Source organism: Thermococcus sibiricus MM 739 (assembly GCF_000022545.1).
Lineage (GTDB): Archaea > Methanobacteriota_B > Thermococci > Thermococcales > Thermococcaceae > Thermococcus_A > Thermococcus_A sibiricus.
Genome location: NC_012883.1, coordinates 385,091 through 409,777, shown reverse-complemented (window position 1 = coordinate 409,777; position 24,687 = coordinate 385,091). Strand labels below are relative to the sequence as shown.

General features: G+C 39.0%; 26 protein-coding genes, 2 tRNA genes and 1 pseudogene. 12 read left to right on the top strand and 17 right to left on the bottom strand.

Annotation, left to right across the window (positions count from 1 at the left end; all coding sequences use genetic code 11):
• Window positions 1-327 (top strand): Sjogren's syndrome/scleroderma autoantigen 1 family protein, encoded by a 327-nt coding sequence (locus tag TSIB_RS02130; RefSeq protein WP_015848712.1) that lies wholly within the window; start codon window positions 1-3, stop codon window positions 325-327.
• Complete coding sequence (locus tag TSIB_RS02125) at window positions 317-529, top strand: hypothetical protein (RefSeq protein WP_015848711.1); 213 nt, start codon at window positions 317-319, stop codon at window positions 527-529. The genes TSIB_RS02130 and TSIB_RS02125 overlap by 11 nt, the downstream gene beginning before the upstream one ends.
• On the opposite strand, the gene trmBL2 is transcribed toward TSIB_RS02125, so the two are convergent.
• Window positions 526-1,320 carry an HTH-type transcriptional regulator TrmBL2 gene (gene trmBL2 / locus TSIB_RS02120; protein WP_048160191.1) on the bottom strand — a complete coding sequence of 265 codons (795 nt, stop codon included), beginning with the start codon at window positions 1,318-1,320 and terminating at the stop codon, window positions 526-528. The two genes, TSIB_RS02125 and trmBL2, sit on opposite strands and share 4 nt — an antisense overlap.
• Window positions 1,321-1,638: 318 nt before the next feature.
• On the opposite strand from trmBL2, the pseudogene TSIB_RS02115 reads away from it, so the two are divergent.
• Both TSIB_RS02115 and dnaG read left to right on the top strand, forming a co-directional pair.
• Window positions 1,639-2,035, top strand: a pseudogene (locus TSIB_RS02115) (toprim domain-containing protein); the annotation flags it as partial.
• A gap of 6 nt (window positions 2,036-2,041) precedes the next feature.
• Window positions 2,042-3,451, top strand: a complete 1,410-nt coding sequence (gene dnaG / locus TSIB_RS02110; protein WP_048160190.1) for a DNA primase DnaG — start codon at window positions 2,042-2,044, stop codon at window positions 3,449-3,451.
• 82 nt (window positions 3,452-3,533) lie between these two features.
• Here the strand turns inward: dnaG and TSIB_RS02105 are convergent, their stop codons facing one another.
• The 5 genes from TSIB_RS02105 to glmS all read right to left on the bottom strand — a co-directional run bounded on the left by TSIB_RS02105 (window position 3,534) and on the right by glmS (window position 9,174).
• Window positions 3,534-3,737, bottom strand: a complete 204-nt coding sequence (locus tag TSIB_RS02105; protein ID WP_015848707.1) for a 50S ribosomal protein L24e — start codon at window positions 3,735-3,737, stop codon at window positions 3,534-3,536.
• A gap of 5 nt (window positions 3,738-3,742) precedes the next feature.
• Complete coding sequence (locus TSIB_RS02100; RefSeq protein ID WP_015848706.1) at window positions 3,743-3,955, bottom strand: 30S ribosomal protein S28e; 213 nt, start codon at window positions 3,953-3,955, stop codon at window positions 3,743-3,745.
• Window positions 3,956-4,023: 68 nt separating this feature from the next.
• Entirely contained in the window at window positions 4,024-4,395 is a 372-nt protein-coding gene (gene rpl7ae, locus TSIB_RS02095) for a 50S ribosomal protein L7Ae (RefSeq protein ID WP_048160189.1), read from the bottom strand.
• A 107-nt stretch (window positions 4,396-4,502) separates the two neighbouring features.
• A complete protein-coding gene (locus TSIB_RS02090; RefSeq protein ID WP_015848704.1) occupies window positions 4,503-7,358 on the bottom strand; it encodes a peptide transporter in 2,856 nt (951 codons plus the stop codon).
• Window positions 7,359-7,368: 10 nt separating this feature from the next.
• Window positions 7,369-9,174 (bottom strand): glutamine--fructose-6-phosphate transaminase (isomerizing), encoded by a 1,806-nt coding sequence (gene glmS, locus TSIB_RS02085; RefSeq protein ID WP_015848703.1) that lies wholly within the window; start codon window positions 9,172-9,174, stop codon window positions 7,369-7,371.
• 294 nt (window positions 9,175-9,468) lie between these two features.
• Between glmS and TSIB_RS02080 the strand changes: the two genes are divergently transcribed.
• A complete protein-coding gene (locus TSIB_RS02080) occupies window positions 9,469-9,687 on the top strand; it encodes a PCNA-inhibitor (RefSeq protein WP_048160188.1) in 219 nt (72 codons plus the stop codon).
• Here TSIB_RS02080 and TSIB_RS02075 read toward each other — a convergent pair.
• Complete coding sequence (locus TSIB_RS02075) at window positions 9,684-10,820, bottom strand: class I SAM-dependent methyltransferase (RefSeq protein WP_015848701.1); 1,137 nt, start codon at window positions 10,818-10,820, stop codon at window positions 9,684-9,686. The genes TSIB_RS02080 and TSIB_RS02075 overlap by 4 nt on opposite strands.
• Window positions 10,821-10,888: 68 nt before the next feature.
• Between TSIB_RS02075 and TSIB_RS02070 the strand changes: the two genes are divergently transcribed.
• A complete protein-coding gene (locus tag TSIB_RS02070) occupies window positions 10,889-12,463 on the top strand; it encodes a membrane-bound dolichyl-phosphate-mannose-protein mannosyltransferase (RefSeq protein ID WP_015848700.1) in 1,575 nt (524 codons plus the stop codon).
• Here TSIB_RS02070 and rnhB read toward each other — a convergent pair.
• From rnhB to ftsY, 5 genes are read right to left on the bottom strand one after another with little or no spacing between them, the layout of a single operon-like run.
• Complete coding sequence (gene rnhB / locus TSIB_RS02065; protein ID WP_015848699.1) at window positions 12,432-13,106, bottom strand: ribonuclease HII; 675 nt, start codon at window positions 13,104-13,106, stop codon at window positions 12,432-12,434. The genes TSIB_RS02070 and rnhB overlap by 32 nt on opposite strands.
• A gap of 4 nt (window positions 13,107-13,110) precedes the next feature.
• On the bottom strand, window positions 13,111-13,932 hold the full coding sequence (locus tag TSIB_RS02060) for a metal ABC transporter permease (protein ID WP_015848698.1): 822 nt from the start codon (window positions 13,930-13,932) through the stop codon (window positions 13,111-13,113).
• A complete protein-coding gene (locus TSIB_RS02055) occupies window positions 13,929-14,711 on the bottom strand; it encodes a metal ABC transporter ATP-binding protein (RefSeq protein ID WP_015848697.1) in 783 nt (260 codons plus the stop codon). The genes TSIB_RS02060 and TSIB_RS02055 overlap by 4 nt, the downstream gene beginning before the upstream one ends.
• Before the next feature lie 48 nt (window positions 14,712-14,759).
• Window positions 14,760-15,398, bottom strand: a complete 639-nt coding sequence (locus tag TSIB_RS02050) for a MarC family protein (protein ID WP_015848696.1) — start codon at window positions 15,396-15,398, stop codon at window positions 14,760-14,762.
• A gap of 2 nt (window positions 15,399-15,400) precedes the next feature.
• On the bottom strand, window positions 15,401-16,303 hold the full coding sequence (gene ftsY, locus TSIB_RS02045) for a signal recognition particle-docking protein FtsY (RefSeq protein WP_015848695.1): 903 nt from the start codon (window positions 16,301-16,303) through the stop codon (window positions 15,401-15,403).
• Window positions 16,304-16,483: 180 nt separating this feature from the next.
• Here ftsY and TSIB_RS02040 point away from each other — a divergent pair, with 180 nt between their 5' ends.
• On the top strand, window positions 16,484-18,013 hold the full coding sequence (locus TSIB_RS02040) for an amidohydrolase (RefSeq protein ID WP_228359821.1): 1,530 nt from the start codon (window positions 16,484-16,486) through the stop codon (window positions 18,011-18,013).
• Here the strand turns inward: TSIB_RS02040 and TSIB_RS02035 are convergent.
• Window positions 17,999-19,069, bottom strand: coding sequence for an aminopeptidase P family protein (locus TSIB_RS02035; protein ID WP_015848693.1), 1,071 nt, complete (start codon window positions 19,067-19,069; stop codon window positions 17,999-18,001). The genes TSIB_RS02040 and TSIB_RS02035 overlap by 15 nt on opposite strands.
• Window positions 19,070-19,133: 64 nt before the next feature.
• Here TSIB_RS02035 and TSIB_RS02030 point away from each other — a divergent pair.
• A tRNA-Arg gene (locus TSIB_RS02030) sits at window positions 19,134-19,211 on the top strand.
• Window positions 19,212-19,242: 31 nt separating this feature from the next.
• Here TSIB_RS02030 and TSIB_RS02025 read toward each other — a convergent pair.
• Window positions 19,243-20,565 (bottom strand): lipopolysaccharide biosynthesis protein, encoded by a 1,323-nt coding sequence (locus tag TSIB_RS02025; protein ID WP_015848692.1) that lies wholly within the window; start codon window positions 20,563-20,565, stop codon window positions 19,243-19,245.
• Between the two features lie 24 nt (window positions 20,566-20,589).
• Complete coding sequence (locus tag TSIB_RS02020; protein ID WP_015848691.1) at window positions 20,590-20,889, bottom strand: FUN14 domain-containing protein; 300 nt, start codon at window positions 20,887-20,889, stop codon at window positions 20,590-20,592.
• Between the two features lie 155 nt (window positions 20,890-21,044).
• Here TSIB_RS02020 and TSIB_RS02015 point away from each other — a divergent pair, with 155 nt between their 5' ends.
• Window positions 21,045-21,368, top strand: coding sequence for a PadR family transcriptional regulator (locus TSIB_RS02015; RefSeq protein WP_015848690.1), 324 nt, complete (start codon window positions 21,045-21,047; stop codon window positions 21,366-21,368).
• A 2-nt stretch (window positions 21,369-21,370) separates the two neighbouring features.
• On the opposite strand, the gene TSIB_RS02010 is transcribed toward TSIB_RS02015, so the two are convergent.
• Window positions 21,371-21,529 carry a 50S ribosomal protein L40e gene (locus TSIB_RS02010; RefSeq protein ID WP_048160187.1) on the bottom strand — a complete coding sequence of 53 codons (159 nt, stop codon included), beginning with the start codon at window positions 21,527-21,529 and terminating at the stop codon, window positions 21,371-21,373.
• 115 nt (window positions 21,530-21,644) lie between these two features.
• On the opposite strand from TSIB_RS02010, the gene TSIB_RS02005 reads away from it, so the two are divergent.
• Both TSIB_RS02005 and TSIB_RS02000 read left to right on the top strand, forming a co-directional pair.
• Window positions 21,645-21,732, top strand: a tRNA-Leu gene (locus TSIB_RS02005).
• A gap of 295 nt (window positions 21,733-22,027) precedes the next feature.
• Window positions 22,028-22,726: a DUF257 family protein gene (locus TSIB_RS02000; RefSeq protein WP_015848688.1), complete on the top strand. Its 699-nt coding sequence runs from the start codon at window positions 22,028-22,030 to the stop codon at window positions 22,724-22,726.
• Window positions 22,727-22,736: 10 nt separating this feature from the next.
• On the opposite strand, the gene udp is transcribed toward TSIB_RS02000, so the two are convergent.
• Window positions 22,737-23,570 (bottom strand): uridine phosphorylase, encoded by an 834-nt coding sequence (udp, locus tag TSIB_RS01995; protein ID WP_015848687.1) that lies wholly within the window; start codon window positions 23,568-23,570, stop codon window positions 22,737-22,739.
• 70 nt (window positions 23,571-23,640) lie between these two features.
• On the opposite strand from udp, the gene TSIB_RS01990 reads away from it, so the two are divergent.
• Window positions 23,641-24,687, top strand: a complete 1,047-nt coding sequence (locus TSIB_RS01990; protein WP_015848686.1) for a pyridoxal-phosphate dependent enzyme — start codon at window positions 23,641-23,643, stop codon at window positions 24,685-24,687.

Here is a 24,687-nt window from a genome sequence, read left to right as displayed (position 1 = left end):
ATGGCTCTCAGCGACAAAGAAATCAAGGAAATAATAACACCACTCTTGCTTTCTGGAGCAAAAATGCTCGATAGACACTGCCCCCAGTGTGGATCTCCCCTATTTAAACTAAATGGGAAAATATTCTGTCCTGTATGTGAACATAGAAAAAAACTTAGAAAATCTGAGCTAAAAGGTGTTGAAGAAAGCTTAATAGAAAAACTTAACATGCTTGCAAACACTCTTCCAGATGACATTGATGAGTTAAAGAAGTACTTAGAGGTCATGGACATGATAATAACCTTGCTAGAAAAATACAAACGGAGGGAGAAAACCAATGAAACATGAGAAAATTTTAGATGTTGTAAGAACTAAAGAGAAAACAGCAGAAGAGATCGCACATGAAACAAAAATAACCCTAGCTCAAACGAAAAGGCTTTTGTTAAGGCTCCTGGCCCAAGGAAAGATAGAGAGTCTTGAAAAAGATGGAAAATTGTTCTGGAAAATTAAAGAAAAGAACAAAACTGAAGAGAGGTTCAAATATCTCTAAACCTTTTTCCCTTTCTTCCAGTATTCATTGAATTTGCTCTTGAATAATTCAACAACTCTGAAATCTTTGACCCAAACTTGTGTCTCATAATTAAAGTATCTTGCTGCTAAATCTTCCAAAGCAAAAAATACTTCCTCGTCACAAATTAACATCGGCAACTCTATTTTGTCAAGTGTCTTAAGTTCAAGTTTTCCAGCTTTGTAGTAATCCATAATCTTTGATGTTTCAAGTCTAGGCAAGATCTGTTTTAAGACCAATATTTTTGCCTTAGCTCCTTTATCAACTGCAGCCGTTATCTCCGTATCAAGATTTGCTGCAACATATCCATTGTCAGCGAGGAGTATTTCCTTTTCAACGCCTTCTAACATTTCTTGAGTTTTTAGCGTAGAGTTCCGGATACCCCTTACTATCCATACTCTTTCAACCCCATACTTGGGGATCTCTGTCTCTATCAACGGTGTCATTAATTCTATGAGTTCCTCTTTTGCTTTTTTCTTCGCCTCAAGCTCCTCTTTCACTCTATCTTGCCATTCTTCTATGAATTTCTCAAGAATATTCTTGGGGTGAACTGGCCTATATTTATTGGCTTTTCCAGGTTGGCTTAATGCAAAACCTTTCTTTTCAAGACTTCTCAAAACATCATATGTTCTTGGAGCCGGCACTTCAGAGACACTAGCAAGCTCTGCTGGTGTGAGAACCCCAAAACCAACTAAGGCAACATACGCCCTAGCTTCATATAGGTTCAACTCGAAGTGTTCCTGTAGAAGTTCTACAATTTTCTCTTTTACCATTCTAACCACCTCTACTTATTTATAAAAAGTTGACCATCTATATAAATTTTTCTTATTATCCTTAGTTGCTCTTTTTCTACATGACAATTTTATTTAAAATGTATAATAGTGCAATTTTGCTACTCTTACTGTTGATTAAAAATCCGCCATGTTTGATATAGCATGCTATTCATAATGCGAATTGTTAAAGTGAACTACCCCCCTTTCGGAAGGGGTCTTCCAGGAGGATAAAATGCCTCAACTAGATAGGACTTATTCATAATAAAAACTTTCCCAAAACTTTATAATATCCTCTACGTCCATCCCTATGAAGGCAAGATGTATGCCGAAAATTATAAAAGACTTGAGCAACTTATAGACAAATTGCGAGAGTTTAATGGTGTTATCCTTGTAGAAGGAATGCGAGACGAGGTGGCTTTACGAAAATTGGGGGTCGAAACGGAGATAATTAAGCTCTCCCGCTTTCCATTAGCGGAGATCGCTCTAACAGCCTCTCACTATCATGATATAATGATATTAACAGACTTCGACAGAAAAGGTGAAGATCTGGCAAAAAAATTAACTCAGTATTTAGAAGGATATAAGTGTAGAGTAGATACAAACACAAGAAGAGAACTCAAAAAAATAGCAAAGAAGGACATTAAAGGCATTGAAGATCTATATGGACTATATTTGCGGTTTAAAAGTCTCCGTTTCTGACCCCCAACAGGAGGGGTATGGATTGAAGAGGAAAAAGACTACAATCCAGCAAATTTTGCTTGATAAGCAAAGAATGTTAAAAAAGAAAGAGATAGAAGGTGATAGCATGGCTGCAAAGGATGATTTTGGAACGACTAAATATGTTATACACGCAGAATTTGAAGCAAGTGGAATCGTAGAAAGACCAGATGTGGTTGGTGCTATTTTTGGGCAAACAGAAGGTTTACTCGGAGATGATTTAGATTTAAGAGAACTCCAAAAAACCGGGAGGATCGGAAGGATAAAGGTTGATGTTCACACAAGAGCTGGAAAGAGTTATGGAACTATAACAATCCCTTCTAGCCTAGATAGAGTTGAAACGGCAATTTTAGCAGCGGCCTTAGAGACCATAGACAGAATAGGCCCTTCAGAAGCAAGGATAAATGTAATGAGAATTGAGGATGTCAGAGCAACGAAGAGAAAATACATCATTGAAAGAGCCAAAGAAATCCTAGAAACCCTTATGGAAGAAGAAATTCCCGAAACACAAGAGATTACTGAAGAAGTCAAAAAAGAGGTAAGAGCTAAAGAACTAATCGAATATGGATCAGAAAAACTCCCTGCCGGACCACATATTCCATTTTCAGACTCAATAATCATAGTAGAAGGAAGAGCTGATGTACTTAATCTCCTCAAACACGGAATAAAAAATGCCATAGCTGTAGAAGGTACATCGATTCCAGAAACCATAATAAAACTTAGCAAAGAGAGAATCGTTACAGCATTCACAGATGGGGACAGGGGAGGAGAATTAATTCTTAAAGAGCTACTTCAAGTGGCCGACATCGATTATGTGGCTAGGGCGCCTGAAGGAAAGGAAGTTGAGGAGCTTACAAAGAAAGAAATAATCAAATCATTAAGAAGTAAAGTGCCTGCAGAACAAGTTATTAATGAGCTGTTTGCAAAAGGGAAGAGCTTCTATGAACTCATGAAAGAAAGAGAACAAAAACCCCCCACGCCTATTGAAAAAGTTGAAGAAGTACCAATGGAGAGTAAAACAGAAGTACAAGAAGAAATCCATGAAAAAGAACCCAAAATAGAAGAGGTAAAAGTTGAAGTTGAGAAAAAAGAAGAGAGGTTTATAAAGCCGATAAGACCCCCTAAACTATCAGAGATTGATAAATTCAGTAAATGGATTGAAGAAGTTAAACGAGACCCAAAAGCAATCCTCCTAGATGAAAACGAAAGCATCCTAGCAGAAATACCAATAAGAGACCTATCAAATTCGTTAAACAATAAAGAGAATATTCATGCAATAATCTTCAATGGAATAATAACCCAGCGCCTCATTGATACAGTGAGTGAGAAAGGTGTTAAATACCTGATTGGGGCAAGAAAGAGCAACGTTGTAAGAAGACCAATAAATCTCAAAATACTGACCTTCGCTGAGTAAACTTCTATTCTTTATTTCCTTATTAAATCTTAATCTTCAAAAAGTAGAGTAAATCTAATCATGCAAAGAAAAAATAAAGAGGTCACTTCCTCTTTGCTCTTTGAAGCTTTGCTTCTTCAAATGCTTTTGTCCACTTAAGCTTTCTTGGATTTCTGCCCATGAAAAAGTATTTTTCACATTTCCTTGAACAGAAGAAGTACACTCTTCCATCATTTCTAACATACATTTTTCCCGTTCCAGGCTCGAATTCTTTTCCACAGTATGAACAAACGTTCCACCTTGCCATGTCCCTCACCTTCTTGCTCTAATTTCTCTAGCTTCCCTTTCGGTTTCTCTGAGGATTACTATATCTCCAAGCCTAACTGGGCCTTTGATGTTTCTTCTGATAACTCTCCCTTTGTCCATTCCCTCAAGAACACGAACCTTTACCTGAGTAACCTCACCAGTAACTCCTGTTCTTCCTACAATCTCAATAACCTCTGCTGGATATCCCTCATCTGACATTCCTCACACCTCTAAATGATTGTAAATGTAAAAGCTCGCCCAATTTAATGAGTTGTGGAAAAGGGAGCTCACTTAGCAAGCTCCCTAACTTTCATTGCAATTTCCTCAACAAGCTCACGACCCTTACCGGGCTCAATTATAGCAACGCTTGCAGATGGAACCTCAATACCGGCAGCAGCTCCAAGCTCTTTTTTGCTTGAAACATAAATGTAGGGTATCTCTTTCTCCTCACAGAGGGGTGGCAAGTGAGCAACAATCTCTTCAGGATCAACATCCTCGGCAATTACCACAAGCTTAGCTTGACCCCTCTCAACGGCCTTTGTTGTCTCGTTTGTACCTTTTCTTACCTTTCCGGTGTCTCTTGCAATCTCAACAGCCTCAAGGGCTTTCTCAGCAAGTTCCTTTGGAACTTCAAATTTTACATAACTTGGCTTTGCCATTTCACATCCCTCCAAACTTCATCGTTCATCGAGTCATCAAGTTAGGGAAGGATGCTTGCTTTTTAAATCTTTCCTTTTGAAATGAGAGAAAAGAAAAGAGAACCCCATCACCCCTCATAAAGAATATATTCCTTATCTGCTATAAACACCGGCTCAACCCTTATTCCCCTTACCTCCACTTTATCTCCGTATTCGCCATTGAGTTTCTCTATATAGGGCTGGATAACTTCGGGGAACGAAACTTGACCTTTAAAGTAGAGTTCCTTATTGGTGGTACTTAAGCCACCAGCAACTTTTTCATAGTGGATTATATCCATGTGGGGCTCAAACGCAGCTTTTGGATCATCTCTGTTCTCTCCCTGGGTTCTTACCAAGTATATAACCGTAGCTCTGAGATAAAGGTCCATCTTGGAATAGTCCCTTCTGAATCCGGCTTTCAATTCAAGCTCTCCGCTTTGTCCATCGTTCAAGATTCTTATTGGACTAACAAGATTACCGTTTAACTTTGGAGCTTCTGTAAGCGCTCCAACCGGGCCTTCTTGTATGAGGACCAGCTGATACCTTGTAGCGTTTGGAACCTCAAGGCTTACTTCTATAGGGATTTCATTTAAGTGATTAATGTTGACATTTTGAGCTATAACCTGCTCGCTTACAATCCTATCTCCATCATAAGCCCTAAGCTTTATGACTGCATCTTTAACATCCCTTCCAAATGCCGAGATGTAGAGCCTAGCTTTGTAATTCCCGGGAATGAGCTTTGAGACGGATTTCCAGGTATTGTTTTCATAAATTTCAATTCTATAAAGTCCAAATGGAACAAATTCGTATGTGGATAAATCTCCAGTGCTCTTAACTATTCTAAAGTTTGAACGTAACTTGCCACTAAACTCTGCTTCAGAACTAATAGGGATGCCAAAAGCAAGCTTTAAGAAGTTACTCGTTGCCACTTTATAATAAACTGCCACTGCGTAATTTGAGAACGCATAAACAACATATGGGAAGTTCCCGCTTCCAGGAATAACTTCACCTGTTTGCATATTTATTGTCTGGACTGGTTCTCCCTGTTGGTTTCCTGCTACAATAACTCCTATTTTCTTACCTTCCTGTTCAATTATGTGGAATTGAATGCCAGCATATCTGCTGTAATACGAATTTTCTCCAATTTTTTGATCAAAGGGAAGTATCATGCCCCGATTATCTCTTTCATACCTTGTTATTGCTCCACCAAGATAGCTTATGGCGTTAAACTTAGCCCAGTCTTGAATCCATGCGATGAAATAATTGAGCTGCCAGCTCTCAAAATCAACTTCACTATGATTTCCATCGTTTGCAAGGAATCGAGCTATTATATAATCTCTATCTCTCGCATGTCCTCCATCCGCACTTGCCCTTCTGTTTCCAAGGAGAGAACTTTCAATCCAGTAGCCATAATCCCACCAAGAAGTAGCAGTGTCGTATTCATTTGTGCTTTCCCTGAGCCACTTGAGGGTTTCTTCCCAGCTTGGGGTTACTGCCTCACCGCTAACTTTCGCTGAATTGTAGGTAGTGTTTGCTCCCACTATTGGAATTGGTATGAAGAGAAGTATCAGCAATGTGGCGTAAAGAGCTTTTGTTGAAACTTTCTCTTGCATGGCTTCCACTATTCCAAACAACTCCCCTACAAAAATTCCAAAAGTTAACAAAACTGCACCCGAAGCAAGGAATAGAAACCTAACAGCTGTCCACATAAGGTATACTGAGAGTCCATAGAATACCAAGAGAAATAAGTTCTTTGCATCAACTTTATTCTGACTTAGAGCTTTTAAAAACCTAAATATTACTATTGCAATCCCTAAAAGCGAAAGCAAGAACAATAAACCATCAGTACCTCTTACTGAGTAATATCTTTTCACGTCTTCCCATGTGGTTTTTGCAAGCTCCTGAACAGTCTCATAAACCTGTGTTGATTGATAAGCGCCGCTCATGAGGGAGAATAGCTTGGGGCCCACGTAAAGGTAAGCTCCAGTAAAGCCCAAAAGAACTACAACTGCGACAACTCCAAATCTATGGGTTTTGTCAGAGTAGTTAAGATACTTGCCACCATAGAGCATTATTAAGGTAAGCAATGCTAGGCCTAAAAAAACCTCAAAGGCAAATCTTATGTGTCCTCCAACTTTTACAATTCCACTTGAAGTGAGAGCATACCCAATGAGCAATATTGCCAGATATGATGGATAAAATTCCTTGGCAAACTTCTTAACATCTTCAACTTTTCCAAAGATAAATGTTCCAACTGCATAAAGGCTCGCAAATCCGAGCAAAACCATGAGGCCAAATGGTGAACCATTCCAAACTGAAAGCATTAGTACTCCCGAGATTACAAAAAGACTTCCAAACACTGCTTTCCTTTTGATTTCGTTTATTTCAAGGTAATAAAACATGAACAACACTGCATAGAGGAAGAACATTAAGAATGGGCCGTCTCCTCTAGCGTTTCCAGAGAAAGTTCTTGTCCAATGAGCTACTGAAAACATCATAACTAATGCTGCCCAGATTCCTGCCCAATCTGAGTGGAGTTTTCTTCCAAGGAAATAAGCTCCTATTATACTGAAAAATCCAACAATTGGTGGCCACATTTTAAAGACTTCAATTGCTTCAAGCCCAAGTACAGATAAGAACCTATAGAGTAAAGCAGGGATTATGTAAAGGCCCAAAGGTTCACCAATTAGAGAACCAAATGGGGCATCGGCTAATGGATAATACTTGGGAACCCATTCTTGAACTGCTTGTTTATAAATTTCAAAGTGATAAAACGTATCTGGATCTATAAAATACCTAGTCTGGCCAGTTGCAGCCCTAATTTTGTAACCAATAATGGCGATGAGAATTACTGTTAAAGGAAGTATATATACTCTAATCTTCGAAAAATCAAAAGAGGATATAGATTTTTCTTTGTTTTTCTCCTTAGCTTTAGTCCCAACCATCTTAATCACCTCACTCCACAGTAACGGATTTTGCCAAGTTTCTAGGCTTATCCGGGTCGTTACCCCTAAGTACTGCTAAATAATATGCTAACAATTGAAGTGGTACTATATACACAACGGGGCTTAAAAGTTCATCTATTCTTGGCATTTTCAAAAAGACTTGACTAACTTTTTCTAGCTCTTCATTATCTCCCAAACTGATTACAAGGCCCTTTCTAGCATTTACTTCCTGAATATTAGAAACCATCTTATCAAAAGTTTTCCCTGTTGGGACAATCGCTACTACTGGAACTCCATCTTCAACTAGGGCCAAGGGCCCGTGCTTGAGTTCCCCAGCAGATAGCCCTTCTGCATGAATGTAGCTTATCTCTTTAAGTTTTAGAGCACCCTCAAGAGCAGTTGCAACACTAACCCCTCTCCCTATGTAGAAAAAGTCTTTTTTATTCACTAGTTCTTCAGCAAGGGCTTTTATCTTATTTTCATATCCAAGAACAGCCTCAACATATTTCGGAAGATCCTGAAGTTGACCCTCAAGGAAGTTGATATACCCCTTATCCCCTGTGCCCAGTCTCTTCGCCAACGCTATTGCGAGCATTGCTAAAACCGTGAGCTGTGTTGTATAAGTCTTAGTAGCAGCTACTCCTATTTCTGGCCCAGCATGTGTATATAAAACAAGATCGCTCAGTCTTGTGGCCATGCTCCCAACAACGTTTACAACACTTAGAACTTTTGCCCCTTTCCTTTTGGCAAGTTTTATTGCTGCCAATGTATCTGCCGTCTCTCCACTTTGAGTTATGGCAATCACGAGGGAATTCCCATCAACTATATCCTCAAACTCATATCTAAATTCGCTCGCCTCTTCTACAAGAACAACTTTATTGACCAATCGCTGAAGGAAGTATTTGGCAGCAATTCCAGCATGATAAGATGTCCCCATAGCCACTACAAACACTTTTTCATAATTTGCAATTTCCTCCGCTACCTTGTCTATCGTCTTGAGATTCCCATATATTGCATCTTTTACCGCTTTTGCTTGTTCATGAATTTCTTTAAGCATAAAATGAGCATAACCCTGTTTTTCTGCCATCTCTAATGTCCAGTTGATTTCATGGATCTTCTTGTCTTTTATATTTCCCGTTTTCAGGTCTTTCACATAAAATGAATCTTTACCCACTACTGCGTATTCTCCATCATCCAAAAAAACGACTTTGTTTGTGTATGGAAGGAAAGCAGGAATATCTGAAGCAGCAAACATCTCCCCATTACCAACCCCAAGAACTAGAGGGCTTTCATTTCTCACAAAATATAAATGCTCCTTATCATCTGTGTATATAATTCCCAATGCAAAAGAACCTTTAAGTTGTAGAAGTGCCCTTCTCAAAGCGTCTTCAAATAATTTTGAACTTTTTAACTCCTCTTCAATTAAATGAGCGATGACTTCAGTATCAGTGTCGCTCTTAAATTCATGACCACTCCCTTCGAGTTTCTCCCTAAGTTCGATATAATTTTCGATTATTCCGTTATGGACAATAGCTATCTTACCACTACAATCAGTGTGCGGATGAGCATTGATGTCGTTGGGAATTCCGTGAGTTGCCCATCTTGTATGTCCAATTCCCCTCCTTCCAGGAAGATTGGTGAGGCCCAATTTTTCTTTAAGCTCATTTATTTTCCCAGCCCCTTTCTTTATAAAGAGCTTTCCTTCTTCTGTCACTAACCCAACCGAATCATAACCACGATATTCAAGTCTTTTGAGACCATCAACAAGAACCTCAGCAGCATCTCTCTCCCCAATGTACCCTATTATTCCACACATTTTACTGCCTCCTTGTTTGTACTGTAAATAGTAAGATTCTAAACAAATTAAAAGGGTTTCCCTAAAATCTTTGAAATAGTATGCGTAATTTCAGTTTAAAAAGTTGTTTTTTGGCCCTAACAGTTTAAAACAATTTCAATTCCTTTTTTGGGCCTCAAAAGCATATTTCATTCTAAATAACACCTTTTAAAACATTTAAGCTACTCTTAACTATCCAACGAGTCTTCAGGTGCATGAAAACTTAGTTCCAAAAAACCTATATATTGGTTTGTGGGTATTAATTTGGGTGGGTTAATGAATAAGACTCTTGATGAATTCATTAATGGGAGTATTAAAATCAATGGAAAAGGGCCATCGAATCACAAAAACAGTAAAAAAAAGCTCAAATCTACAAGATTAGATCGATTCCTACCCAATGAACAAGTTGAATACTTCAAGGCCCTTCGCATAGGCTCAAAGAGAGTGCAAAGAATGAAAATACTCGAAATCCCAATCGAAAGGAGAAAGAATTAATCCATTCCCTCTGCCACTATTGCTTTGTCCTTAAATCTAAAAAGATAAGCCCTTTTATCACCATTCAGACCCTGTTCAACTTTTCTTCTAAAGTTCCAGTATTCATTATCAGGTATAAAGAGCTTGAGTGTCACCCTTCCATAGCCTTCCTTTTTTAGAAAATCATTAATCTTTACCGGATGGAACCCAAGGATACCCCTAACTATATAGCGTCTCTTGAAATAATCGCTTTTTATCTCTTCCTCACTAGTAGCTAGTGTCCGTCTTTTTTCCCTAATTAACATCCAAATGTTTTGATCAACTTCGTGAAAAAGCTCATTAATTAAATCGGCATAATCCACGCTCTGTGGAATTTCGTAGAGATACTTTTTAGGCGTTTCACACCATTCCACAATATCCTCAAGAGAAGGATTGCTTTCCAATCTAAGGCCTTTAGGCAACATAACTGCAGAACGCTCTGATTTAGCGAGAGGTCCAAAGTAAAAGGTTAACCTGTTAAGTACTCCATAGAGATCTATATACTCAAATTCACCGCTCCACGGTACCTTTTCTCTTCTTATCTGAGGGGGCAAGTCAAAGATAAACGCATCGGTTTTATGTTTGTAAGCTTCATAAATCTGAAGTGGACTCGGCAAAAGGTCTTCAAGCCTTCTTTCAGGCATCTCTGGTGGTCGAGCAGGGTCAGAGAAGATTACATCAGCATCAATTCTATCAACAACATTTTTACTCAAACTATCCCCATGAATGAAAGTTATCTTATCCTTAACTCTATACTTCTCCGCATTTTTCGTTGCATAGAAAAGCTTCTTTTCATCAATGTCTACTGCATAAGCCCTATCAGCATATTTTGCGAAGAATATAAGTTGAATCCCAATTCCACAGCTTACATCTGCTATGCTCTCAGGGTTTACTCTTTTTGCCCTATAATCAGCCACTATTTCATGAGTCGCGTATCTAAGTCCTTCTAAGTCCATCCATAAATCACTTCTTGAAAACTTATTTTTTGCTTTTATTCTCGCTCTGGCTATTTCAATTATTTCATCAGCCTGCTCTCTCGGAAGTCTCGCTCTTATTTTCTTCTCATCGAACCCTCGCTTTATCAATTCTACAGTCTGCTCAATATATTCTTCCATTTTCCCACCGTTGTTTCCTATCTCTTAAATTTTTAAAGATTTGTGCAAAAGAATTTAAGGAGGTTCGAATGAAATTTAGTGGGATAAAAATGATGGGAATGAAGAAAAAGCTTTACTTTGCATTGGTGGCCCTAATAATACTTGGAACTTTCTGGTATTCATATGAAAAAGCTTCAAGCACAGAACTTCATGATTATATCGGAGACGAAGTATGGTACATTCCAGCCGCTAGAAACGTCCTTCACCGCCTTGGAATCGAGCTACATTATGTAAACAAAACAACAAATTCAGAAGGTATAAACATCATATCGACAGGAACAATAATAAAAGGGTACGTAAAAGTTAGTGTACTTGGATTCGAATTTGAAAGACCCTATACAAGAAATGTGAATCCTCAAACCCCTCCCCTTCTATCAAAACTTGGGATAAAACTTGATTTCATACCCTTAAACAGAACTCAGGCCTCAGATTTTGATCAAATTAAGTTTAAAATTGAACCGATAGCTAGGAAATACAATTATACTTACTATAAACCATATTCTAACTTTCCGGGGGTTTATTATGAAATTCCAAAAGAGAATATTGAGAGTTTTATAGAAGAAGTGAAGAAGATTGATGGAGTTGATATTGTAAAGGGCTTTCGCTATCCAGACAAAGAAAACATCCAAAACTACCTCAACACAGAACACCCATTCCTAGGAAAAGATATTATAATGTTGGGAATGCTCATAGAAGACAAACCCATTTTTTGGCGCTTGCCTGGCCTGATAGAACATGTCATAATAAATATACTCGTGCTCCTAGCAACCTACAGAATAGCAAGAAGCTATTTAGCAAGTTTTATAGCATTAGTATTCTCCGCTTTTGATCCTCTATTATATGCCACATCTTTAACAGGCATGCTTGATATTCACGTAGCATTCTTTACAACCCTTTTCATGTATCTTTTAATTTCAGAAAAATACAATTCCAGTGGTATTTCTATTGGCCTTGCAGCAGCTACAAAATTGAATGGAGCATTTTCTTATCCAATTATACTAATAAAAACCTTAAAATCCAAAATCGAACTTAAAAAGCTATTCACCTCGCTATTTCTCCTCCCGGTAACAGGATTCTTAATTCCGCAGATTCCCATAATTGCTAGCATAGGCTTCTTTCCCTGGCTTTCAGATTTTATTGGAAGTTTTGGATGGCACCTGAGCTACAAAGGCAGTCATCCGGCAAATTCACCCTTCTGGGAATGGTTTATAAGCTTAAGGCCTTTTGCGTTCCATTATAATCCAGATATCTTTGCAGTCACTGATCCTATCCTAATGCTCTCCATGGCAGTGTTCATATTTGCAATCCCATATGCCGCCATAAGAAGAAAAAAACTCTTAATACCCTTCGGAATCTTTTGGAGCACAATAGCTTTTTATGGTTTACAATGGCTTTTGGGAGGTAAAACTCAATTTAGCTTCTATGCAACGCCATTAGTGCCAGCAGGAGCAGTTACTTTGGGAGTAATGGCCTATGATATAATAAAATGGGAGTACTTTGAGAACTCTCTCAGAATTTACTGGGAGTGGATAAAAGAGATCTTAATATGGTTATGGGATAAGATTGGAAGTTTTAGGACTTTTTTAAGAAATTTAAGAGGTTAGATTGATTCTTTTCTTTTTGTAACTTTTCTTCAATCTTTTTCAATGTTTTCCAGCTTCTCCTCACCACAGGAGGGAAGCTTCCGTGTTCTTTGTAGTATTCTTCCAAAAACTTTCTTGTAATGGGATCACTCGGGTACCCTGAACCTATATTTCCATAAATTTCTTTGAGTCTTTCTATTGCCTTGTCTCTTGTAACTTTAGCGAGTATTGAAGCAGCAGCTACGGGGATGTACTTAGAATCTGCTTTATGTTCCGCTATTATTTTTGGATAGAAAGAGAGTTTTTCCCTTACAACAATCCCAAATCGCTCTTCGTTCACGTCAGCTGCATCTATATAAACAAGATCAGGCTTAATTTTAAGAGAGTTCAAAACTTTAGCAAAGTTTTCAACCTCAAAATCATTCATTGTTCCTTCCCTCTTATCTATATCCTCCGGAGATAGTTCAAGTATGAAATAATCATCAACAAGTTCTATTATCTTCTCAAAGAGTTCCTCCCTTTTCTTTGGGCTCAACTTCTTTGAGTCCTTAACCCCCAAGGCCTCAAACTTTTCAATTTTTGATTCATCAATAACTACAGCAGCTATAACAAGTGGCCCTACTACAGGCCCTCTCCCAGCTTCATCTATTCCTCCAAGTTTCATATTCCTACCTCCTGAGAACCAAACCCCCATAAACAAATCCAAGCATTATTGTAGCTATTCCGCTTGGTGGAATGTTTGTAAGATATGCCAATATTATGGAAAGTATTTGAATGGAGAGTGTTAAAGCTAAACTAATTCCTAGAATCTTTCTAAGATCATTACTAAGCATTAACGCTATTGCACCGGGTAAAACAGCGATAACTTGTAGGGTAATTAATCCAACAGTCCTAACTATCAACGCTCCTGTAGCTCCGACTATTATGTAAAGGAGAGTAAGATAGAGCTTTGCATTTCCAGAATAACTTTCAAGGCCCTCAGCATCAAAGCTCACATATAAGAAATCCCTATAAAACAACAGCATGACAAAAAATATCAATGCTCCTCCTAAAACCAAGAAAAGAAGGTCATTAATGGTGATCAAGAAAAGCTCCCCTGTGAGGTAAGAAACTATGCTTTGGGAGAGAGCAAAATAAGGCCTAGTGGCCATGACTTTATACAAAATCCCAAAGGCCAAAACTGTAAATCCAGCTATGAAGCTCGCTATTATTCCTATTGCCGTATCACTACTAAAACCTTTTTCTTCTAGAAAGGCTATTGAAGCAACTACGAATATTGTTATTACTAATGCTACCCAAAGTATTAAAGAGGAATTTTCAAAAATCAGCCCAAGTATCATGCCCAAAACTGCTCCAAAGAGAAGAGAGTGAAAAGTAGCATGCGTTAAGAATGCTAAGCCCCGCATATTTATCAAAGGACTTAGCATACCTAACAAAATGCTCACCATTATACCACCCAGGAGGGCCCTAAACAAATATTCTGGAATCACTTTCTCTCCCCCCTGTGCAGATGGACATCACCTATAAAGCAATACATTCTTTTTCCCACTTTAATAGCCTTGGATTGTGAACCATAAACTTTGGTAATTATTTCATCTCTGAGAACTTCCTCTGGAGAACCAAATGCTATCAACTCCTTATTGAGGAGCATTATCTTATCCCCTATTTCTGTTAGAGGATTTGGGTCATGTGTTGTTATGATCATTGCTAATCCTATCTCCTGCTTTATTTTCGCAAGTACCGAAACCACCTCTACCCTCGCGCTGGGATCAAGGGCAGATAATGGTTCATCCAGAAGGAGAAGCTTAGGTTTAGAGATAAGTGCCCTAGCAAGCAATACTCTCTGCTTTTGACCACCACTAAGTTCTGAAAACCTTTTATCTTTTAAACTTCCAAGGCCTACAAACTCCAGTGCCTCTGTTGCCTCCCTTAAAAGATTTCTTGGGATATTAAAGTGCATGAGACCTCTTTTGTATAATGCCCCCATAGCAACTACTTCAATTACTGTTAAGGGCACTCTTTCATTCAAAGAATAACTTTGGGGAACGTAGGAGATAACATTCCTGCTCTCAATGGGAGGCTTTCCAAAGACTAAAAGGGTTCCTTTATAGTTTTGATGAAGGCCTGCAACTGCTCTTAAAAGAGTAGTCTTACCTGCCCCATTAGGCCCAAGTAAAAGAAGAGTTTGATCACTATCTAGTTTAAATGTTACATTTTCGACTGCTTTCTGCCTATCATAATAGATAGTCAAGTTTTCCGCAATTATCAAATTCTCACCTTCAATTAGGTCTACCTAAAAAATTTAAAAAATTTGCGATTAGAGTCCAAAAGCTCCTTTAATTCCATTGATTACAAGCTGAACAGCCATTGAAGCTAATATAAGTCCCATCATTCTTGTTATAAGCCTTATTCCAACTTTACCGAGCCTTTGTTGCACTTTTTCCGCTGACCTAAGCACTACGTAAACTAGGAAGCTTGTGATAAGAATAGCAAGCATTACAGCTGCTTTCCCTAAATAGCTGGCATTTTTTGCCATGTGTATCATCACGGTAGTTATTGAACCGGGACCAGATATCAAGGGGATTGCCAAGGGGACTATAGCGATCTCGCTTAAATTTACCGCTTCCTCTTCCTCCTCATGACTTATCTTCACAGTTGATAAGTTACCACTCAACATCTCCAAGGCCATTCTGAAAAGTAAAATTCCTCCTGCAATTGCAAATGCATCTATTGTAGAACCGAAAAACTTGAATATCCACTCACCCAAAAGTGCAAAAGCTGTTAAAGTCACAAAAACAGCCACAGATGTTCTCTTTGCTAGGCTTATCATTCCTTCATAGGATTTACAGTGTTGAATAATAGATAAAAACACTGGAACTGCCCCAATAGGGTTCATCACTGCAAAGAGAGTTCCAAACACATAAAGAAAGGTTCTAAAAAATAAAAGCAGCTCCATTATCACTCACCGAAGATCTTCTCCAGTATCCATTTTTCATCAAAGGGTATCAAATCATCATATCCTTGGCCAATCCCAACAAAAAGTATCGGAGCCCCAATAGCATGACTTACACTTAGAGCTGTTCCCCCTCTTGCATCTGCATCTAGTTTTGTTAAAATAACTCCATCTATCTTAACTGCCTCATTGAACTGCCTTGCCTGCTCTAATATGGCATTTCCAGCGAGGGAATCTCCAACAAAAATAACAAGATCAGGCTTAGTGACTCTTGCTATTTTTTTCATTTCATCCATCAGGTTTCTGTTTAATTCATTTCTTCCAGCGGTGTCAACTAAAACTACATCGATACCTCTTGCCTTTGCATGTTCTATGGAATCATACGCTACTGCAGCTGGATCCGACTTATATCCATGCTTAATAACCTTAACTCCAACTCTTTTTGCATGTTCTTCCACCTGTTCTATTGCACCGGCCCTAAAGGTATCACTTGCAGCTATAACAACACTTAGACCATTTTTCTTAAGCCAGTTGGCCAGTTTTGCTATTGTAGTTGTTTTTCCGCCTCCATTGAACCCTACAAAAACTATTACAAATGGCTTTTCTTCCTTTGACTTTATCATTTCCAAAAGATCTATATGCCTTTCAGGGGTTAAAACTTCCAAAACAGCATCTCTAACAGCGTTTTCAACAATATTCCTTTTGTTAGTACCTATCTTAACCTTTTGGCCCACAAGCTTTTCCTTTATTCTCTCCTTGAGCTCATCTACGACTTCCAATGCAACATCTGCCTCTAAGAGTTCCAGTTCAAGGTCCCAAAGGGCATTCTCAACGTCCTTTTCGCTTATTTCAGTCTGAGCAACTTTATCAACGAATAAGCTTAATTTTTCCTTAAGTTTCCCGAACATTTATCTTCACCGGGCTTATGATTACCGACCGAATTTATAAATATGAGCCTCAGCGATAGCTGGTCACATCACCCTTCAGTTCCGAAACCGCTCGTCATCGGTTATTTCATTATTAATCTCACTCTTTAAGACTTTTTCCCCACCATCAATGATATAAATAAAATAATGAAAAAATTATGGGTGAGTAAATTGATCCATGCCTTTGTCAACGGAAAAATCTACACATCTTTTCAACCAAAGAAAGTTGCAGATGGAATTGTAATAGCACATGAGAAAATACTCTATGTTGGAGATAGCAAAAAAGCTACCAAAATTGTCAAAGAACTTGGAGGAGAGATAATAGACCTTCAAGGAAAAACGATTTTGCCGGGGTTTATAGATTCTCATACGCACCTAAACTCCCTCGGTCAGTCTCTGCACATGTTGGATCTCAATGGAACAACTAGTATCGATGAGTTTAAGGAAAAGCTCAAAAAATATGCAGAAAGCGTGAAGACAACATGGATTCTCGGCTTCGGATGGGACCAAGAAGATTTGGGGCGATATCCAACAAAGGAAGACATAGATGAGGTTATTAAAGACCGGCCGGTATTTCTGTCTCGTACATGCTTCCATGCGGCGGTTCTAAACACAAAGGCAATTGAGCTCATAGGGCTTGAGGAAGGGGAAGACGTAGATCTGGAAAGGGGAATAGTAAAAGAAAACGCTTTAGAGAGGGTTAGAGATGTAATCAACCAAAATCTAACGATTGAAGACTACAAACAATTTATTGAAGAAGGAGCCAAGTTTGCGCTCTCTCAAGGAGTTACAAGCATTGGCTTCGTGAGTGTAAACGAAAAAAGCCTTAGGGCACTTTTGGAATTAGATAGCGAAGGAAAGCTCCCTATTAGGGTGTTTGTATACCTCAATCCCTCCCTTCTTGAGGAATTGAAAAAACTTGGCCTTACTAAAAATATTGGAAGTAAGAGGGTAAAGATCATGGGGATAAAGATTCTTGCTGATGGGAGCCTTGGAGCTCGAACAGCATGGCTTTCTAAACCCTATGAAGATGCTCCTACAAGCGGCCATCCCAATATAAGCAAAGAAGAGCTAGAAACAATCGTTCAAGAAGCACAACAACTAGGTCTCCAAATGGCAGTCCATGCAATAGGGGATAGAACCATTGACATGGTGCTGGACATTTATGAAAAATTTGGGGAAGAGAGATACCGCATAGAGCATGCTTCAATTATCAGAGAGGATCAGATAGAGAGAATGAAAAAACTTGGGGTTGTGGTCTCGGTGCAGCCGAGATTCGTGATAAGTGACTGGTGGGCCGTGCAGAGAGTTGGAAAAGAGAGGGCCAAGTGGATTTACCCATTTAACAGCATGCTCAAAAAAGGCATTCCAATAGGCTTTGGGACAGACTCTCCAATAGAGGTAGTAAACCCGTGGGAGACGGTGTATGCAGCGGTAACTAGGGGGAAATTCGAGGGCATTGAGACCTACAAATACACAGAAGAAGAGTGCGTATCTCTTGAAGAAGCCCTGCATCTTTACATCTATGGCTCCGCGTACATAATGCATTCCGAAAATGAGCTCGGGACACTTGAAGAGGAGAAACTCGCAGACTTTATTATTGTTGATAAAGACCCCTTTGAGGTGGAGGAAAGGGAACTGAAAAATATAAAAGTTCTGGAAGCGTATGTAGGAGGTTCAAAGCTTTATTAACTCTCTCTCTGCATTCGTCAGTCTTCTCCCTTTTTTCCCTTCTACCACAACATCGTCCTCTATCCTCACTCCTCCAAGCTGGGAGATATAAATTCCGGGTTCGATGGTGAATGTCATGCCCCTCTCGAGCACCCTTTCATTTTTTGAGCCTATGTAAGGTTCTTCATGAACATCCAGGCCCAAACCGTGGCCTGTCCTATGAATGAAATACTCTCCATAACCTTTGGCCGATATGTATTCTCTCGCTACACTATCAACTTCCCTAGCCCTTATTCCCTCGCGAACCGTTTGAAAAGCCCTTTCTTGGGCCTCTCTAACGACTTCATACACCTCTCTGAGTTTTTCATTAATCTCTCCAATTGCTACGGTTCGTGTTATATCTGAGCAGTATCCTCTGTATTTTGCTCCAAAGTCGAGCACCACAATGTCTCCACGTCTTATTTTCCTCTCACTGGGAGTATGGTGAGGATTTGCTGCATTTTCACCAGCTGCAACTATAGGAGCAAATGAGATCCCATCGCCCTTTTCTCGAATCAAAAACTCAATCTCCAGTGCCACCTGCTTCTCACTTTTGCCATCCAGGCCTCTACTTATCATCTCATAGAAAACTTCATCCGCTATCTGAGCTGCTTTTTTCATCAACTTTATTTCTTCTTCGTCTTTTCTCATTCTCATTTCCCTAGTAACATTGCTTAGGGGGACAAGCTCGTAGTTTCTCAAAAGCTTCTCAATGTTAATCAGAAAGCTCGCCCTCATTGTATCCTCCACCAGAATTCTACCACTCGTTAAGTTTAACAACGTCAGGACTTTTTTAAGGAGCTTATAGGGATCTTCCTCATCACTCCAGAATATTGTGCTCTCCCAGTCAACTTCATTTTCATATAATTTGGGTGCTATTAGAGTGCTTTCACCCCCTTTGTTTATTACCAAAAGGAAAAGCCTCTCTTCTGTTGCCTGAGGAGAAATTCCGGTTAGATAGTAAAGGTTTGTTCCCGGAGTTATTAATGCCCCACTGTACTCCTCGAGGTATCCCAAAAATTTATTGAGCCTGTTCATTAGATCACCTCAATAATATTGTTAGGCAAATTTTATAAGGCCTCCTCCAAAAGTTTCCTTGGATGCCCCGGTGGCCTAGTCTGGATAGGGCGTGAGGCTGCGGACCTCAAGGTCCGGGGTTCAAATCCCCGCCGGGGCGCCACCACTTCTAAGAACTCTCCAATGTAGAACCTCTATTGTCTTTCAATCCAGAGGGATTTAAAAACTTCCAGAGACTCCCGTATCTCATTTCTCCTAAGTACTAAATATACACCGAACCCGGCTAAAACAGCTATCTTCGACATAAAAATCAAACTTTGGAATAAAAGAGCGGTCGCAAAAGGAAAATAAGAATTAAAAGAAACACCAAGCTTTTTACGTGAAATAAGTGCCGTACCAATAAGTATAATTAAGTAGCCAGAGAACAAACCTCCAACAGCTCCATATTCTCCAAATGGTGCTATCAACAATAGCCAAAAAATAGAAGAAGCTAACGCCCCAAAAAGTGCCACAAAAGTCCCATATTTCACGTATTTTGTTGAGTTTAGGGCAACTATGCTTGGATTATAGGCAATATATGTTTCAATTGCCATAAGGGCCAAGTAAAATTCATTACCAAGGTTAAACCCAAAAATTATCGAAAGGATCTCTCTTCCCAAGAGAATGAGAATAAAAACTATAATGGCCACAAAAAATGAGAGGATTCTCGTAGAACTCTCGGCGAGTCTTTTTACATAATCCATTTCATCTTTCCCATATTTATAGGAATAAAGGGGCATTACCGCTGATTGGAAAACCTGAGGAAGATAAGTAAGCAAAAAAGCTGAGGAAAGAGAGGCTGAGACAATGCCAGCAACCCTTGGGCTGGCCAGTTTTTCACTCAAAAAATAAGGGCCTTGGACTAAAAAAACTCCAGAAAGAGTCCCAAGAAATGCAAAAGAAGAATAATTCACAAGAAGCTTAAAATCTCTAGCTTTTGGTCTTCCAAATAGCCCATTCTTAACTAAATAAAAAAATGCAAAAAGCGAGATAGTTAAGAGAAGGACTATGTAAGGAAGATAATAATTCTCAGATATGAAACCGCCAAGAAAGAAGAAAAACGCCAAGATCATTGTATAAGCATATACTTCTCCCCTGTGGAGGCCATAAATAAAGCTTCTAAATGTCAATTGAAATGCTCTCAGGGTTGACAAAAGAGCAAGATAAATATTAAACGGTCCTATAAGTATCCCTAAAAAAGGAAATGAAAATCCCCATGTGGCTATGGATCTTATTCTACTATCCTCTCCCTTTGCCAAAAACTCTGATGCATACTTGCCCAAAGCAACTGCAAAAAAGCTTAATGGTATTGCAATCAAAAAGGCCTGAGAGATTAGAGAATTTGCTATACCAAGCACTTCTACTCCAAACCTCCGAGAAATAACCGCGCTATAAATGAACCTACTAGCACCGAAAAGTGCAAGAGCAATTATACTCGCTATAGAATGCCGCACCATGAGTTTCTTCTCATAGCTCATAAAAGAAAATAAATAAAGCAGGATTTAACCTTTGCGGAACCCAAGATAGAATCCAGCGACAAAGGCCCCTGTGCCTGGAAGAATCCCCACTACCTTATCTGCCAATGTTAAAGTTGATGTAGTCGCACTTTCTGCAAGATTGAAGAGTGCATCGGTGTTAATAGTTATGACTCCCTTTTGCTGAAGCCAAAAAAGACTTAATAAATAAACTCCTATTAATGTGAGCACTATTTTTATGAACTTTTTAAGTGCATAACCAGTTATAAAGCCCACCACGGCTCCAATACTCATATCACCCATTATTCCACTAAAGTCAAAATTCATGGTGCTTCACCACTCACTTTTTAGAAACTTAGGATTAAATACTTTTGTGTCTTGATTCGCTGATTACAAAATGCTTAAATGTTATGAAAGCTAAAATATTTATACAACTAAAAAGTTTTAAACTCAAATAATATGCACCATTGAAGGTGATACAAATGACAACCCCTATGGAAAGATTAAAAGAAAAAATAACAAAAGAAGTCCTGTGGATGTACATTCTTAGACTTTTAAAAGACCGACCAATGTATGCTTATGAACTTAAAAACAAAATTAGAGAAAACTTTGGATTTGAACCTGCCACAGTAAGTAGCTATGTTGTACTTTATAAGCTCGAACACGACGGATATGTCACCTCAGAATGGCAAGAAAGTGAGACTGGAAGGCCCTCAAGAAAATATTACAAACTCACTGAAAAGGGAGAAAAGCTCCTCGAAGAAGGAATAAAATTTATAGAAGAGCTTTTAGAAAAGCTCAAATGAAGCTAACGTCCAACTCCTCCTCTAGGTTCTTTGGCTTTTGCTCTTAATCCCTTGTAACCACACTTCCTACACTTCTCTGCTTTCCAAGGGTTAGTGGCACCGCATCTCATACATATATACTTCCTAAATATTCTTGCCTCAGCTTCAGGAAACCTCGCCATTTTAATCCCTCCATGATCTTGACTGTGTTCACTTACAAACATTTCTTTTTAAGCTTTACCTTTTTATCTTTAGTACCGAAAGCTTTTTAATCAAACCTCGCTCTTTCACTTATGAGCGGGGGTGCCCGAGCCTGGCCAAAGGGGCCGGACTTAAGATCCGGTGCCGTAGGGCTACGCGGGTTCGAATCCCGTCCCCCGCACCATTCCTTTAGAAGTAACCTTCTTTTTTAGAGCATCTCAAACAAGTAAACTCAACAAGCCTAAAACACGGCAGGGCATTCTTGGAGCTTTTGGACTTTTGATTAGGAGTGTTTTTTTCTGTGTTCGTTGAAGTTTATTTACCTAATATTGGCAAAGGTTTTGCATTTTAAGTAATGCTATATATAACCTAAAAATATTCGTAAGAAACTTTTTATAGTCCCATGAGTATCCCATATAGGATGAACTATTTCAATTTTAGAATATTCATATGACAAAATCCATAGGAGGGCGAGAAACATGGAAACTTTTGAGAGAGATATTTTTAATCAGCTTAAAAAAATAAGAAAGGGAGAAGATGTCTTGGTGGAGCATACTTCTTCCGAGCCAATTCACCTTACCTTCTGCACCATCATTAACTATGTAAAGCAGAGAAAGCAAAGAAACACGAAAGTACTTCTGGTTGACATACTTGACCAACTTCACCTTTTAAAAGCCCATCTTGAGCTTGCAGGTATTGACTCATCTTTTATAGAAAATTTACCAGTAATTAAATTCGGTGGAATAATAAAAACAGGCAAAATTCTCAAGAGAATAGAGCTAAAAAGTGAGATTTCCATATGGAGAGAACAGTATCTGGAAGCTCTTAAAGAGTTTCAAAGGGAAGAAGATAATGAGTTTGGCATAAGAATTGTTGTTGGAATTGAGAAGCTTATAAAGCTTTACGAAGATGATCCTAGGGCCCTAGAAACGTTTTTCGGAACAATAATACGACCTTTCCTTGGTAATGAAAAAAGGATACTGGTAACTTTAATTAACACATCACTTATAAACGAAGAAATTCTTCAGGAGTTCAGGGAACATTCGAGCAGGAGCTTCCTTGTGCTGCTATCGGAAAGGAAAATACACTTCCAAGTAATAAAATCGATTGACTTTGAGGACTATGGAAAGACATTTAGTATTGAAGCTCAAGAACTCCAGAATTCCTTAATTAAATAAAAAAGAAGGGTTAAAGCTTCCTCAAACTTGGGAACCAGACTTTTTTGCCTTTTTTCTCTTTCTCTTCGTCCCATTCGTGAAGGATTTTGACAGCTTCACTTGCAACCAATGTCGCTTCTTTTTCCCCAGCTTTTCCAAACTCATTCGTTATTCTATTCGCAAAGACTGCACAGACACAGCCAGCTCTGAGGCCATAAATGTTCGCCAAAGTGTACAGTGTTGCAGCTTCCATCTCGAAGTTCGTAACTTTAGCCTGCCTTAGATCATCTATAAGGTGCTTTGCAAAACTTGGGAAGTAACCATCTAATCCAGGTCTCGCTTGTCCCACATAGAAGCTATCAGTAGAGGCAGTTATTCCTACATGATACTTAACTCCTAAAGTTTCAGCAGCTTCAATCAATGCCAAAGTGACCTCAATGTCTGCACTTGCGGGATATTCGGCCCTTACATACTGCTTCGATGTTCCTTCAAGCCTCACAGCTGCCTTTGCTATTATCAAATCGCCAATTTCAATTCCGGGTTGAATTGCACCGGTAGAACCTACCCTAATGAAAGTATCAGCCCCTATAGCTGCAAGTTCTTCAATAGCTATTGCTGCTGATGGTCCTCCAATCCCTGTTGAAACAACACTTATCGGCACCCCTTTGTATTTTCCAGTGTGAGTTCTGTACTCTCTATGAAAAGCTATTTCTTTTGCTTCATCCCAAAGTGCACTTATCCTAGGAACCCTCTCTGGGTCACCTGGAAGGAGCACATATCTCGCAACATCTCCAGGTTTACAAGCTATATGATATTGATACCTTTCTTCAGTTTGAGGTCTATCTGCAGGCATAAACTTCTTCATGTCGCCACCCCCACAATTATTTTGAAAAAGACCTATATAAAAGAAACCCATATAACAAGAGGGTGATATTATGTTAAGATGCCAGAAATGTGGAAAGATGCATAAAGGCTTCAAAATTATGTGTGACTGTGGAGGGGTTTTGGACTATGTCGAAGAATTTGGAGGTGATTTTGACTCTTCACTTAAGAGAGAATACTTAGACGTGAGACGATACCTTCATTTCATTCCTGTAAAGGAAGAATTTCTACCACATTTAAGGCTTCCAATAACTCCAACCGTCGAAAGAGAAATAAAAGGGATTAAAGTTTTCTTCAAACTTGAGTACCTCATGCCAAGTGGATCCTTTAAAGACCGAGGAACTTACGTAACAATATCCAAACTTAAAGAAAATGGAATAAATGAAGTAACTCTGGATTCCTCTGGAAATGCAGCCCTAAGCTTAGCTCTATTTACAAAAAGCGAGGGGATAAAAGCTCACCTCTTCATTCCAGATCACACAAGTGAAGGAAAGAAAAAGCTTCTTAAGCGATTAGAAGCTGAAGTCCACGAAATAAAGGGTTCAAGAATGGAAGTACATAAAAAAGCAGTAAGCTTCGAGAAGGGCCTGTATATCTCCCACTGGTACAATCCCTATTTCATTGAAGGAACAAAAGTAGCCGCATATGAAGTTTATGAACAAATTGGAAATGTAGATTATGCCATGACTCCTGTAGGTAGTGGAAGCCTATTTTTAGGCCTTTACAAAGGATTTAAAGAGCTACATATCCTTGGAAATAGCAAAATCCCCAAAATGATAGCTGTTCAGGGAAAAGGTTACGAGAGCTTATGTGAAAAAAGTCATGAAGAGAGCAAACTTGCAGAGGGAATAGCAATTCCAGAACCACCACGAAAAGAACAGATGCTCAAAATCCTAGAGGAGACCGCAGGAACTTGTATTTCTGTTGGCGATGAAGAGATAAGCAGTGCCCTAAAAGAATTGACTTCTATGGGGTTTTTGGTAGAACCCACATCTGCAACGGCCTATGGTGCATTCAAGTCCCTTTTAGAAGAGGGATACTTTGAAACGGGTTCAAAAGTTCTAATACCCCTCACTGGCTCAGGTCTAAAAAACCTCTAA

Bases quoted from the DNA above. Each gene is read 5' to 3' on its own strand.
- TSIB_RS02130 (WP_015848712.1), top strand. From the start codon at position 1: ATGGCTCTCAGCGACAAAGAAATCAAGGAAATAATAACACCACTCTTG.
- TSIB_RS02070 (WP_015848700.1), top strand. From the start codon at position 10,889: ATGAAATTTAGTGGGATAAAAATGATGGGAATGAAGAAAAAGCTTTAC.
- TSIB_RS02010 (WP_048160187.1), bottom strand. From the start codon at position 21,529: ATGGCGAGGTTTCCTGAAGCTGAGGCAAGAATATTTAGGAAGTATATA.
- rpl7ae (WP_048160189.1), bottom strand. From the start codon at position 4,395: ATGGCAAAGCCAAGTTATGTAAAATTTGAAGTTCCAAAGGAACTTGCT.
- TSIB_RS02000 (WP_015848688.1), top strand. From the start codon at position 22,028: ATGGAAACTTTTGAGAGAGATATTTTTAATCAGCTTAAAAAAATAAGA.
- TSIB_RS02125 (WP_015848711.1), top strand. From the start codon at position 317: ATGAAACATGAGAAAATTTTAGATGTTGTAAGAACTAAAGAGAAAACA.
- TSIB_RS02050 (WP_015848696.1), bottom strand. From the start codon at position 15,398: ATGGAGCTGCTTTTATTTTTTAGAACCTTTCTTTATGTGTTTGGAACT.
- glmS (WP_015848703.1), bottom strand. From the start codon at position 9,174: ATGTGTGGAATAATAGGGTACATTGGGGAGAGAGATGCTGCTGAGGTT.
- TSIB_RS02020 (WP_015848691.1), bottom strand. From the start codon at position 20,889: ATGAATTTTGACTTTAGTGGAATAATGGGTGATATGAGTATTGGAGCC.
- trmBL2 (WP_048160191.1), bottom strand. From the start codon at position 1,320: ATGGTAAAAGAGAAAATTGTAGAACTTCTACAGGAACACTTCGAGTTG.
- ftsY (WP_015848695.1), bottom strand. From the start codon at position 16,303: ATGTTCGGGAAACTTAAGGAAAAATTAAGCTTATTCGTTGATAAAGTT.
- TSIB_RS02025 (WP_015848692.1), bottom strand. From the start codon at position 20,565: ATGAGCTATGAGAAGAAACTCATGGTGCGGCATTCTATAGCGAGTATA.
- TSIB_RS02100 (WP_015848706.1), bottom strand. From the start codon at position 3,955: ATGTCAGATGAGGGATATCCAGCAGAGGTTATTGAGATTGTAGGAAGA.
- TSIB_RS02080 (WP_048160188.1), top strand. From the start codon at position 9,469: ATGAATAAGACTCTTGATGAATTCATTAATGGGAGTATTAAAATCAAT.
- TSIB_RS02075 (WP_015848701.1), bottom strand. From the start codon at position 10,820: ATGGAAGAATATATTGAGCAGACTGTAGAATTGATAAAGCGAGGGTTC.
- udp (WP_015848687.1), bottom strand. From the start codon at position 23,570: ATGAAGAAGTTTATGCCTGCAGATAGACCTCAAACTGAAGAAAGGTAT.
- TSIB_RS02105 (WP_015848707.1), bottom strand. From the start codon at position 3,737: ATGGCAAGGTGGAACGTTTGTTCATACTGTGGAAAAGAATTCGAGCCT.
- TSIB_RS02090 (WP_015848704.1), bottom strand. From the start codon at position 7,358: ATGGTTGGGACTAAAGCTAAGGAGAAAAACAAAGAAAAATCTATATCC.
- TSIB_RS01990 (WP_015848686.1), top strand. From the start codon at position 23,641: ATGTTAAGATGCCAGAAATGTGGAAAGATGCATAAAGGCTTCAAAATT.
- TSIB_RS02015 (WP_015848690.1), top strand. From the start codon at position 21,045: ATGACAACCCCTATGGAAAGATTAAAAGAAAAAATAACAAAAGAAGTC.
- TSIB_RS02035 (WP_015848693.1), bottom strand. From the start codon at position 19,069: ATGAACAGGCTCAATAAATTTTTGGGATACCTCGAGGAGTACAGTGGG.
- rnhB (WP_015848699.1), bottom strand. From the start codon at position 13,106: ATGAAACTTGGAGGAATAGATGAAGCTGGGAGAGGGCCTGTAGTAGGG.